Source organism: Pseudomonas sp. CLCA07, assembly GCF_053615335.1.
Window position 1 is genome coordinate 5938549 of the sequence record NZ_CM132131.1, and the last position, 12647, is coordinate 5951195.

Annotated in this window: 9 protein-coding genes; 4 read left to right on the forward strand and 5 right to left on the reverse strand. The window is 59.8% G+C overall.

From position 1 onward, the window contains the following. The first annotated feature begins 20 nt into the window (after positions 1–20). Together ACWGZX_RS27305 and ACWGZX_RS27310 are read left to right on the forward strand one after the other, a co-directional pair. Complete coding sequence (locus ACWGZX_RS27305; protein WP_452626259.1) at positions 21–791, forward strand: helix-turn-helix domain-containing protein; 771 nt, start codon at positions 21–23, stop codon at positions 789–791. Positions 792–861: 70 nt separating this feature from the next. Then, on the forward strand, positions 862–1371 hold the full coding sequence (locus tag ACWGZX_RS27310; protein ID WP_452626260.1) for a hypothetical protein: 510 nt from the start codon (positions 862–864) through the stop codon (positions 1369–1371). A gap of 116 nt (positions 1372–1487) precedes the next feature. Here the strand turns inward: ACWGZX_RS27310 and ACWGZX_RS27315 are convergent, their stop codons facing one another. Continuing rightward, a complete protein-coding gene (locus ACWGZX_RS27315) occupies positions 1488–1709 on the reverse strand; it encodes a cbb3-type cytochrome c oxidase subunit 3 (protein ID WP_452626261.1) in 222 nt (73 codons plus the stop codon). 15 nt (positions 1710–1724) lie between these two features. Continuing rightward, entirely contained in the window at positions 1725–3152 is a 1428-nt protein-coding gene (ccoN, locus tag ACWGZX_RS27320) for a cytochrome-c oxidase, cbb3-type subunit I (RefSeq protein ID WP_452626262.1), read from the reverse strand. Positions 3153–3489: 337 nt separating this feature from the next. Between ccoN and ACWGZX_RS27325 the strand changes: the two genes are divergently transcribed. Both ACWGZX_RS27325 and ACWGZX_RS27330 read left to right on the forward strand, forming a co-directional pair. Beyond that, entirely contained in the window at positions 3490–5163 is a 1674-nt protein-coding gene (locus tag ACWGZX_RS27325) for a nitrite/sulfite reductase (protein ID WP_452626263.1), read from the forward strand. Next, positions 5160–5639, forward strand: a complete 480-nt coding sequence (locus ACWGZX_RS27330; protein WP_452626264.1) for a DUF934 domain-containing protein — start codon at positions 5160–5162, stop codon at positions 5637–5639. Before ACWGZX_RS27325 ends, ACWGZX_RS27330 begins: the two co-directional genes overlap by 4 nt. 154 nt (positions 5640–5793) lie before the next feature. Here ACWGZX_RS27330 and ACWGZX_RS27335 read toward each other — a convergent pair whose 3' ends face one another. The 3 genes from ACWGZX_RS27335 to ACWGZX_RS27345 all read right to left on the reverse strand — a co-directional run bounded on the left by ACWGZX_RS27335 (position 5794) and on the right by ACWGZX_RS27345 (position 12622). Continuing rightward, on the reverse strand, positions 5794–8142 hold the full coding sequence (locus ACWGZX_RS27335) for a tetratricopeptide repeat protein (protein ID WP_452626265.1): 2349 nt from the start codon (positions 8140–8142) through the stop codon (positions 5794–5796). A gap of 113 nt (positions 8143–8255) precedes the next feature. After that, the gene (locus ACWGZX_RS27340) at positions 8256–10778 is read right to left on the reverse strand and encodes a fused MFS/spermidine synthase (RefSeq protein ID WP_452626266.1); all 2523 of its coding nucleotides are present in this window, start codon (positions 10776–10778) and stop codon (positions 8256–8258) included. A 254-nt stretch (positions 10779–11032) separates the two neighbouring features. Continuing rightward, a complete protein-coding gene (locus ACWGZX_RS27345) occupies positions 11033–12622 on the reverse strand; it encodes an arylsulfatase (protein ID WP_223520719.1) in 1590 nt (529 codons plus the stop codon). Positions 12623–12647 lie beyond the last annotated feature (25 nt).

Genomic DNA, 12647 nt, shown 5'->3' on the forward strand with positions numbered 1-12647 from the left:
CATCTATCAGGAAATTTCACATGCCCGGTGTGCTGAGCCAGCACCTGCTGGGCGGCAGGGTTTGCCTGCAACTGTTGCCGCGTGCGGCCTACAGTGTTCGCGATCCGGCGCAGTCGTTGACCCTGGGCGTTACGCTTGAACGCCAGCAAGGCGTACACGCCATTGATTCAGACCAGCGGGTGGATTTCGATACCTTGCCCGGTGTGCTGGCGTTCACGTCGGTGGGTGTCGAGGTGTTTTCCGAATCGGCGAGCGGTGGCGAATACCTGTTGATGCGCCTGGATGAGCAGTTTGCAGGTGAGATGCTGCCAGCCGTCAGTCAGCGTGTTCAGTCAGCCGGTGATCGACAGGCGCTGACGTTGGCGCGCGAGATCCGACGCCTGTTGCTTACCCCTCAACCTGATCTGATGGCGTTTGAACAAGCAGCCTTGGGCCTGATAGACCAGGTGCCTGTGAGGACGCAATACGGACCTGACGCCAAAGCGTTCGCCCCGGTGCTGGATCAGATCGCCGCGCAGTTCCATGAGCCGCTGACGCTGGAACAGTTGGCCGCCACCTACAGGCATAACGAGCTACGGTTTTTGCGCGACTTCACCCGGGTCATGGGCCTGACACCGCACGCGTATCTCGTTGAGGTGCGCCTGCAAGCCGCCCGACGGATGATCGAACACACGGACCTGCCGTTGGCCAGCATCGCCCTGGACACCGGTTTCGCCCATCAGTCGCACATGGGTAGCATTTTTCGCAAACACCTGGCCATGACCCCCAGTCAATACCGCTCACGCTTTTAGTCGTACGTGGGCGGCCTGCATCTGCCATGCTCAATGTCCGCAGCACCGCTCCAACCAAAGGAACACTGCAATGGACGACGTACAACAACTGGGCGAGATGCTTCGCCACTACGCAGAAAGCGAAGCGCACAAAAAGCAAACGTTCGAGTCGCAATCGGCCGTGTGGGCGACGCGTATCAGTGAGCTGTTCGATCAGATCCAGCACTGGCTGGAACCGGTCCAGGCACCGAATCTGCTAGAAGTGACCCGCGAGGCGTATGTCGCTTCAGGGCCGAGCGTGCCGGTCGAGACGTCGACGTTCAAGACCGAGAAACTGTCCATTGTGATTGCCGGCAAGCCGGTGGAGTTCGTGCCGGACGTGATGGGCGCTGGCGGTCAGATTTCCTTGGCGGTGATGGGGCTGACGGCCGCGCGCTATGGTAGCGTTTCGCTGGTTTGCCTGCCGCCGTCGAGTAGCTGGCAGTGGCGCAAGACCAATGGCTTGAAAGACCCGGACACCTTCGCGTTCGATGCGAACTTTCTGGCGCAGCAGTTGCAAAGCCTGATCCCCCGCGATCGCGGCCAGGTTCTCCCGGATTGACCCAACACCCTGTAGGAGCCGAGCTTGCTCGCGAAGCGTTGTGTCAGTCACCATTGATGTTGAATGACACAACGCTTCGCGAGCAAGCTCGGCTTCTACATTGGATGGGTGGTGGGTCAGATGTCCAGGTTGCCCCAGCCGGGCTTGGCCTCTTCCGGCGCCACTGCTTTTACAGTTTTCCCGGTGGCCAATTCAACTCGCCGCGCCACTTCCGGGTCGTCGGCAAACGGAATCAAACTGGCATCCTCCAGACTCACCGTCGTCTGCCGCTTCAGGCAATATTCAACCCCCAGCCAAAATCCCGACACAGCCATCACATTCAATAGCATTTCAAACATTCCAGGCTCCTTGCCTCAGGCAATCTGCACTTCACGTTCAGCCATCGCCACGTCCGCAACCCGCACCGTGCGCCAGGTGTTGTAGGCCATCAACAACATGCCGCTGAGGAAGAACACCCCGCCGGCAAAGCGCACCACATACCCCGGATGGCTGGCCTGCAAGGCTTCAACGAACGAATACGTGAGCGTGCCGTCATCGTTGATTGCGCGCCACATCAGGCCCTGAGTGATGCCGTTGACCCACATCGAGGCGATGTACAACACCGTGCCAATGGTCGCGAGCCAGAAGTGTGCGTTGATCAGGCCGATGCTGTGCATCTGCTCGCGGCCAAAGACTTTTGGCACCATGTGGTAGACCGCTCCGAACGTGATCATCGCCACCCAGCCCAACGCGCCGGCGTGCACATGGCCGATAGTCCAGTCGGTGTAGTGGGAGAGGGCGTTGACCGTCTTGATCGCCATCATCGGCCCTTCGAACGTCGACATCCCATAGAAGGCCAGCGACAACACCAAAAACCGCAGGATCGGGTCGGTGCGCAACTTATGCCAGGCCCCCGAGAGCGTCATCATCCCGTTGATCATTCCGCCCCAGCTCGGCGCGAGCAGGATCAGCGACATCGCCATGCCCAGTGACTGTGCCCAGTCCGGCAACGCGGTGTAATGCAGGTGGTGCGGACCGGCCCAGATGTACAGGGTAATCAACGCCCAAAAATGCACGATGGACAGGCGATAGGAATACACCGGTCGTCCGACCTGTTTCGGCACAAAGTAATACATCATTCCGAGGAATCCGGTGGTCAGGAAGAAACCGACCGCGTTGTGCCCGTACCACCACTGGACCATGGCGTCGGTTGCCCCGGAATACACCGGATAGGACTTGAACCAGCCCACCGGGATCGACAGGTGATTGACCACGTGCAGCATTGCGATCACGACGATGAACGCGCCGAAGAACCAGTTACCGACGTAGATGTGTTTGGTCTTGCGTTGCACCACGGTGGTGAAGAACACAATGGCATACGCGACCCAGACCACCGTCATCCACACCGCGCCGGTGAATTCGATTTCGGCGTATTCCTTGGTGGTGGTGTAGCCCAGCGGCAGGGTGATCAGCATGATCACAATCACCGATTGCCAACCCCAAAAGGTAAACGCGGCCAGGGTGTTGGAGTACAGCCGCACCTGGCAGGTACGCTGCACCGCGTAGTAACTGGCGGCGAACTGCGCGCTGCCGGCAAAGCCGAAGATCACCAGGCTGGTGTGCAACGGGCGCAAGCGGCCGAACGTGGTCCACGGCAAGTCGAGGTTCATTTCGGGCCATACCAGTTGCGAGGCGATCCACACCCCCATCGCCATCCCCACGACACCCCAGACAATGGTTGCCACGACGAATTGGCGGACGACCTTGTAGTTATAGGCCTGTCCGATTGCTGCTGTGCTCATGATCAATGCTTCCACGGTTGCAATGTCGTGCCAGGCCACCCGGACTGGCATGTCGTGCACTGTAGAAACACCGTCGGAAACAAAACAGACTCAGGAAAACTTCATTTATGCGGATCAGATTTGAGGCAATCCTGGGGCCATCTGCCAGAGCCTGATATGGTTTTTTAGCCTTCAGGTGAATCTGTAACGCGCTGCGCCGCAGGTCCATAGTCGCCATAACAAGCACCGCCAAACCCCTGTAGCAGCTGTCGAGCACCGCGAGGCTGCGTTCGGCTCGCGGTGCTCGACAGCTGCTACAGGGGGTAGAGCGTGCGATCCATCCTGATGAGGTAGCCACATGTATCAGTACGATGACTATGACCGGGCCCTGGTCTTCGAGCGGGTTGCGCAGTTTCGCGATCAGGTCGAACGTTTCCTGGCAGGCGAGTTGAGCGACGAAGAGTTTCTGCCGTTGCGTTTGCAGAACGGCCTGTACCTGCAAAAACACGCCTACATGCTGCGCGTGGCGATTCCCTATGGCACGTTGAGCGCCACGCAAATGCGCACGCTGGCGAGCATCGCGCGGGACTATGACCGCGGCTATGGTCACTTCACCACGCGGCAGAACATGCAGTTCAACTGGATCGAACTGGCTCAGGTGCCGGACATCCTCGAACGCCTGGCCGAGGTCGAGATGCACGCGATCCAGACCTCTGGTAACTGCGTGCGCAACATCACCACGGAAGCGTTCGCCGGTGTCGCGGCGGACGAATTGCTGGACCCGCGCCCGCTCGCCGAAATCCTGCGACAGTGGTCGACCATCAACCCGGAGTTCCTGTTCCTGCCACGCAAGTTCAAAATCGCCATCTGCTCGGCGAAACAGGACCGTGCAGCGATCATGATGCATGACATCGGTTTGTACCTTTATCGCGATGACCTTGGGCATATGCTGTTGCGGGTGATTGTCGGTGGCGGCCTGGGGCGCACGCCGATCCTGGGTTTGCAGATTCGCGAGGGCTTGCCATGGCAGCATTTGCTGTCTTACGTCGAGGCGGTGCTGCGGGTCTACAACCGCCACGGTCGACGGGACAACAAGTACAAGGCGCGAATCAAGATTCTGGTCAAAGCCTTGGGTATCGAAGCCTTCGCAAAGGAAGTGGAGGAAGAATGGCAACACCTCAAGGACGGCCCGGCGCAGTTGACCGAAGTCGAATACGAGCGCGTCGCCAGTGCCTTTGTGCCGCCCGATTACCGTTCACTGTCCGACACCGACCTGGCGTTTGGCACACGCCTGGCAGACAACCCGGCCTTCGCCCGTTGGGTTGCGCGCAACGTTCAGCCGCATAAGGTGGCGGGTTATACCAGTGTGGTGTTGTCGACCAAACCGGGCATTGCCTCGCCACCGGGCGATGTAACGGCCGAACAAATGATGGCCGTGGCCGAGTGGTCCGAGCAGTTTGGTTTTGGTGAGATTCGCATCGCCCATGAACAGAACATCGTGCTGCCGGACGTGCCCAAGGCCGATCTCTACGCGTTGTGGTGCCTGGCGTGCGAGCAAGGTCTGGGCTGCGCCAACGTTGGTTTACTCACCGACATCATCGCGTGCCCCGGTGGCGATTTTTGTGCGTTGGCCAACGCCAAATCGATCCCGATAGCCCACGCCATTCAAGCACGTTTCGAAGATCTGGATTACCTCCACGACCTGGGCGACATCAGCCTGAACATATCGGGCTGCATGAATGCCTGTGGTCATCACCACATTGGCAACATCGGCATTCTGGGCGTCGATAAAAACGGCAGCGAGTGGTACCAGATCACCCTCGGCGGCAGCCAGGGCAAGAACAGTGCACTGGGCAAGGTTATCGGTCCGTCTTTCAGCGCCGCCGAAGTGCCCGGGGTTATCGAGCAAATCGTTCAGACCTTCGTCAGCTACCGCGAGAGCGAAGAACTGTTCGTCGACACCTTGCAACGCATTGGTCTGGAACCGTTCAAGGAACAGGTGTATCCGCAGGTGCTGGAGGTGTCGGCATGAACAATGTGTTGGCGCTGGAGCAGGGGGGGGCGCGGATTGTTACCGAAGATCCGTGGCGGTTGGTCAGGAACGAGGAAGATGAGTTGCCCGCCGGTTCGCTGATTTTGCCGCTGGCCCGCTGGCTGCAAAATCCTGCACGGCATGCGGTGTGGCTAGGCCCGGACGATGAGGTGGAAAGCCTCAAGCCGTGGTTGCCAACACTGTCGTTGATTGCCCTGGATTTCCCGAGTTTTCGTGATGGTCGCGCTTACAGCCAGGCGTACTTGCTGCGCACTCGACTGGGCTGGACGGGTGAACTGCGCGCGGTCGGTGATGTGCTACGCGATCAACTCAGCCACATGCGCCAATGCGGTTTCGACAGCTTTGCGGTGCGCGAGGACAAATCTGCTGAAGATGCGTTGAAGGGGTTGGCAGGGATGAGCGTCTTATACGGGCGTTCGGTGATCGAGCCGCGACCGTTGTTCAGACGACGCTGAAATACCGTTTAGCAGCCGCCGAAGCCCCTGTAGGAGCCGAGCTTGCTCCGGGCGGCGTTCCGACGAAAGCGGAGTGTCTTCAACATCCATGGTGACTGACACACCGCTTTCGCGAGCAAGCTCGGCTCCTACAGGTTTCTTCTGTTGTTCAGGGTTACTTGAGCGCCGGATCACCCATGTTCATTTTCTTCCAGCCCTGCAGCAGCACCTGCGCTTTCGGTTCCTGCCCATTGCCCAGGTAGTACTGGATCAACGTCAGCCGCGCATTGCGGTTGACCGGCTGCACTTTGAGCAACTGCTCCAGCACTTCGCAGGCCTCTTCAACTTTGCCGCTGTCGTGCAACGCCACCGCCAGCACGTAGCTGTACTGGCCGTTTTGCGGTTCCAGTTGTGCAGCTTTGCGTAATGCCGACATGGCCTGGTCCGATTTGCCCGCACGTACCAGCGACAAGCCCTGGGTGTACTGCAACAGCGCGGCGTCCGGGTGGTCTTTCAAACCTTGTGCCAGCAGCGCCTGTGCCTCCTGGCGTTGGCCATTGGCTTCCAGCCATTGCACCAGCGAGACCAGCGCGGGGTAGAAATCCGGATCGCGCTTGAGGGCCGTGCGCAGGTACTTTTCGACCTCGTCATTACGGCCACTGGCCTGATAGAACATGGCCAGGTTGAGGTTGGCTTCAGCCCGTTCCAGCAGGCTCATCTGTGCCGCTTCGTACTCGGCGATGGCCGCATTCCAGCTCGCCTGGGCGCTGCCCAAGCCCGTGCCGGCGACACTCAGCAGGTCCCGGGCCGCGGCGATCCGCACAGCCAGCACCGGGTCGGCCAGCAACGGCGTCAACAGCGGCGCACGCTCGGGTGGCGGCAGGAGCGCGCTGATGGCCCTCACGGCACTTTCACGCACCTGTGGCGCCGGGTTGCCCAAGTCCTTGGTGGCCAGTTTCAACGCCTGCTCACTCGGGTACAGCGCCAACTCGGCCAGCAAGGTTGCCCGCTGAATCGCCGGCAAATTGCTGCGTTGCAGCTGCTCATACAAGGCTTGTGCCGCACCGGGCTGGCCGTTGCGAACTAGCCACAGGCTCTCGTCATAACGCGCGGCCTGTGCGGTGGGCTCGCTGTTCCACAGTTTGAACTGCTCGGTGACCTTGTCGCCGTCCTTGCCCTGGTGGCAGGTGAGGCAGGCATCCGGCGTGCCGAGTGTTTTCGCCCGCTCCGGGTTGGGAATACTGAAGCTGTGGTCATGCCGGAAGTCGTTGCCCATGTAGAACTTGCCGGGCATATGGCAATCCACGCACTGCGAACCCGGTTGGCCCATGGTGTGGCGAGTGTGTTCGATAGCGTCGTAGTTTTTCGCTTGCAGGCCTTTGCCATTGACGCCTTCCACCGAAGTTTTGCCCGCCGTGTTGTGGCATTGCAGGCAAACGCCGTTGCCCGGCGCCTTGAGCTCATTGCTGTGCGGGTTATGGCAGTTGCTGCAGCGCACACCTTTGTCGAACATTTTGCTTTGGGCGAAGGAGCCGTGTTCAAACACTTCGTCCTTGATCTTGCCGTCCAGTGCATACAACTCGCGGGTCAGGGCGCTTGGCAGGTAGTCATCCATCAGGCGTTTGCCAGGGGTGTAGCCATCGCTCAGCGGTGCGCGGCGCGAATGGCAGCGGGCACAGGTCTCGAGTTCGACCGTCGCGTTCTTGTCCTTGAGGTCGAAGGCAAAACCGGCATGAATCAAATCACCTTTTTTCGCCGTCCATTCCAGGTGATTGGAAGCCGGGCCGTGGCATGCTTGGCAGCCGACACCGAGGCTGTTCCATTGGCTGTCAAAGGTGTTTTTGGCAGCATCGTAATTGCGTTTGTAGCCCGTGGTATGGCACTCGACGCACATGAAGTTGGCGTTCTGGCTTGGCTTGCTCCAGTGCAACGGGTTCTTGAAGTTCACGCCCTGGCCCGCATAGAGGTGGAACCAGCGGTGTTTTTCGGTATCCCAGGCGACGCCCAAAGGTTGCAAGCGACCTTCGCCGACCTCGATCAGGTATTGCTGCAGCGGCGCGATACCGAAGGTATAAGCGACCTTGAAGTCGGCGTTCTTGCCGTCGATGCCCGGTGTGTTGACCCAGAAAGCGTCGCCCTTGCGCGAGAAAACGGTGGTTTCGTTTTCGGCTTTGAACGTGACGTTGTTGAAGTCGCCCAGCATCGTCTCGGCATTGGCTTCTTGCATCGCCAATTGGTGATGGGAACCTTGCCAGTCCTTGACCTGCTCGTTGTGGCAGCCCTGGCATTGTTGCTCATCGACCATCTTCGCCGGCGCCATTGCTACCGGTTGAGGTTTGGCCGGTTGCGCGGCAGGGGCGCTAACGGGCACGGGTTTCAGCGGTGCCGGTGTACTGCTGAACAGAAACCAGCCGATAGCGATGACCGCCAACAGTAATGCACTGATGGTCACAGGAAAAAGGTAACGATTGATCAGGTTCGGTTGCGAATCAGGGTTTGCTGAGTTGTTTTTATGCTTCGGCATTGCGACTTCCGTAGTCCAGGTGCGTTTGCCTTAAGGCGCGCGATCAATCTGAGTGCAGCTTTGACGGATGCCGGGCATCTGTCAAATGACGGTTGTGAAAAGGTCCTCGAGTCTTACTCCCCGCCACCCACAAACCAGCGGTAATACGGGTTGCCGCCATCGCCCATCATCACTTCACGAATATCCCTGGCCCATGCGTCCCGGTCACCGTCATACGCGTGCAAACTCGCCCGATAGAACTGCATCAGGCGTTGTTGATGAGCATTCATGCGGTCGGTGAACCCGGCATCGGCATTCAGCAACGGCGCTGGCTGGCGCAAGTCCAGCAGGGCCGGTAGCACGCGGCTGATTTCCTTGGCTCGCACCCAAGGGGCGTATTCGATACGTGGCTGATCATCGGTGACTGGCAGCGCATCGGCGGCGAAACGTTCCAGGCCGGCGCGGTCGGTCACCCACGTGGCGAGCAACGCAGCGGCTGAGCCGATGCCTACATCCTGCAAGGTGCTGCGCACGGTTTCCTGCTGAAAGCGCTGGCTGATTTTCGCAGCATCCAGTTCGATCGGCTCCATCGAGCCCACCAGCAACATTTCGTGGAACTCGCTGGTCCACAACGTCGCATAGGGGAATACGTCGAGGAAACTGCGCACCAGCGAGCGCGAATCATCGATGTTCTGGGTCGGCAGCGGCAACCATTGCGCGACCAGGCCTTTTTTCTCCAGACGACTGGCGGCCAATTGGTAGAAATCGCGGGAATACAGATTCACCACGCCGGCAGCGGAGGGCGGTGGCGGTTCGAGGGTGATCAGGTCGTAGTGCTGCGGGCTGCGCAGCAGTTCCTGGCGACCGTCGCGCAGGCGAACATCCACCGTCGGGTCGGCGGCGGCGTTGAAGTTGCCTTTGAACAACGGCGCGGCATTGACCACTGACGGCAGCAATTCGGCGACGACGCGATGTTCCAGCCCCGGATAGCGGGTCAGGGCGCCTGCGGTGATGCCAGTGCCGAAACCGATCACCAGCGCCGAGCGCGGTTCGCCGTTATGGATCAGCAGCGGCAATAGCGCCTGAATCCGCATGTAGCGCAGCGATGGCATGGCGTCACCGGTGTTCGATACGCCCTGGATATACAGGCGCTGGAAGGTCTTCTGACCCTTGCCCTGCGTGACCACGGCCACCGTGCCGCCGCGTCCTTCTTCATAGAATGCCAACGTGCCGTTGCGGGCGCCGGGCAGCAGGCTGGCGAGTTTGTCGACCGGGGTGAAAACCGCCACGATCACCGACAGCAGGCCAATGGCAACCACGCCCTGACGCCGGCCTTTCTTGACGTGATGCCCCTTGCGCACCGAAAAATAGCCGATCCCGGCAGCAACAATAGCCAGCAGCCCCAAGGTACGCACCAGCCCCAGCAACGGGATCAATAAAAACCCACAGAGCATCACGCCGATAATCCCGCCCAAGGTGTTGAACGCCACCACCGCGCCGACGTCCCGACCGACCCGTTCAGGACCGACGCTCAACCGCAGGGCCAACGGGAACGCCGCCCCCAGTAGCAAGGTCGGGACAAACACGATGCTCAACGCCGCCACGGCAAACCGTGCGCTCATGCCCAGCAGCTCGCTACCGCCCAAGGCCAGCGCCACCATTTCGGCCTGGGATTGTAAAAACACCAGCCAGCGTCCGAGAAAGGCCACCTCCAGCAGCGCGATCAGACCGGCGCCGGCAATCAGCAAGCCAAACACGCCCCAAGGATCACGAAGGCGATCAACCCGACGGGCCAGCAGGACGCTGCCGATGAACAAACCCGTGAGGTACGTCGCCAACACCACGGCAAACGCATAGGTGCGCGTGCTCATGAATTGCACGATGGATTGCGACCAGACCACTTCGTAGCCCAGTGCCACACCGCCAGCGATGGAATAGAGCCACAGCGCCAGACGATCCGGCGTGGTTGCCGCGTGGTGTTTGACCGCAGCTTCGACTGGCACCGGGCGGTGGCGTTGAAACCACAAGGCACCAACGGCGGCCAGCAAGTTCAGCATCGCGGCGGCGAGGGCACTGCCACGCACGCCGAGGGTGGCGATCAGCACGAAGGCTGCGAGCAGGGTGCCGGCAATCGCACCAGCCGTGTTCGCGGCATAGAGTTGGCCGCCAGCCTTGCCCAAGTGTTGCGGGTCGCTGGCCAGTGAACGAACCAGCACCGGCAGCGTGCCACCCATCAACAGCGCAGGAATGCCCACCAGTGCAAACGGCAACACCCATGCCAGCAACCCGACGTGCTGCTCCAGCCAGGCGAATGGACTGGCGGCCATGCTCATCGCAAACGTCGCGCCGACACCCAGCACCGCCACCAGCACTTCCAGCCCCGCATACAGCAGGACCGGCTGCTTCAAGCGATCAGCCCAACGCCCGAACAGCAAACCACCCAAAGCCAATCCGGCAAAAAATGCACTGATGCCGGTGGTGATCGCATACACCTCGACGCCGACCACCAGCGACAACTGCTTGATCCACAGCACCTGGTACACCAGCGCAGCAGCGCCGGAGACGAACAGCAGCAGGGCAGGAATCAGCAGGGCCGGGGACGCGGCGCTGTGAGGGGCGGGTATGGCCGACGACTTGCTGGCGACACGTGAGGACATTGCGGGTTGCCTTGTGCAATTTCTGAAAATGAACATTTTCCAACGATAAACACAGAACCCTGTAGCAGCTGCCGAAGGCTGCGTTCGAGGACGAAGTCCTCGCCAATCATGCACCTCGGTATATCTGGTACACCGAGTTGACTGGATTACGACTGCTTCGCAGCCGGACGCAGCCTTCGGCAGCTACTACAGGGTGTTGTGTTCACACAAAAAAGGGCCGCTCGCCGGTGAGGGCGAGCGGCGGTCACGCGATATTACTGTGCAGCCGGTGCAGCTTTCATTTTTTCAGCGATTTTGGCATCTACCGCAGCGCGAATCTGGTCAACACTGAAGCTGGCCGGTTTCTGGCTTGGCGGATATTCGATAAAGGTCTGGAGGAACACCGCTGCTTTACCAGTGGCTACGGCCGCCAGATAAACGTTTTTGGTTAACCAATCGTAATACTGGTCGGAAACGACATCGGCGCGTTCATACGGGTCCATTCTCAGGTTGAAGATTTTTGGCACCCGCAGGCACACAAACGGCTCACTCCACACCTTGAAACCGCCTGGTGCACGCTGTTCGCAGAACACCGCTTTCCAGTTGTCGAAACGCATCGACACCAGCATGCCGTCGTCATTGAAGTAGTAGAACTCCTTGCGCTCGCCCTTAGGCTGTTGGCCGGTCAGATAAGGCAGTTGGTTGTAGCCGTCCAGGTGCACCTTGAAGTTGGTGCCACCCGATACCGGCGCCCAGCCTTTGAGCAGCTTGTCCTTCACATCGGCATCGCCCGCCGCGGCCAGCAGCGTCGGGAACCAGTCCAGGCCCGAGAACATCTCGTTGGAGACTTCACCGGCCTTGATCTTGCCTGGCCAACGCACAATCGCCGGCACCCGGTAGGCGCCTTCCCAGTTGGAGTTCTTCTCGTTGCGGAACGGCGTGGTTGCCGCGTCCGGCCAGGAGAACTGGTTCGGGCCATTGTCGGTGGTGTAGACGACGATGGTGTTGTCGGCGACTTTCAGGTCATCAATGGTTTTCAGCAGTTTGCCGACGTCGCCGTCGTGCTCAAGCATGCCGTCTGCATAGTCGTTGCCGGGCATGCCGCTCTGGCCCTTCATCGACTCGCGCACATGGGTGAACAAGTGCATGCGGGTGGTGTTCATCCAGACGAAGAACGGTTTGTCCGCCTTGACCTGTTTCTCGATGAAACCTATCGCCGCTGCCGTGGTTTCGTCGTCGATGGTTTCCATGCGCTTGGTGGTCAACGCGCCGGTGTCTTCGATCTTGCCGTCGGCAAAGCTGTGGATCACGCCACGGGGGGCGTAGGACTTGAGGAACGCAGGGTCGTCCTTGGGCCAATACGGACGTTCCGGTTCTTCTTCAGCGTTGAGGTGATAGAGGTTGCCAAAGAATTCGTCGAAACCGTGGTTGGTCGGCAGGTATTCGTCCTTGTCGCCCAAGTGGTTCTTGCCAAACTGGCCGGTCGCATAACCCATGGACTTGAGTGCCTGGGCGATGGTGATATCGCGTTTTTGCAGACCCACTGGTGCACCGGGCGCGCCAACTTTCGACAGGCCGGTACGCAGCGGCGTCTGCCCCGTGATGAACGATGAGCGTCCGGCGGTGCAGCTGTTCTCCGCATAGTAATCGGTGAACATCATGCCTTCTTTGGCAATCCGGTCGATGTTCGGCGTCTTGTACCCGACCACCCCCATGGAATAGGCGCTGATGTTGGTCTGGCCGATGTCATCGCCGAAGATCACCAGAATGTTTGGTTTTTCAGCAGCCCCGGCAGTTGCCGAAATCGCCATGACCGAGGCTGCCACGAGGGCGAGTTTCGGTAGCCACTTGTGTATGCGAGTCATCCGACTTGCTCCTTTTGCTTACTTG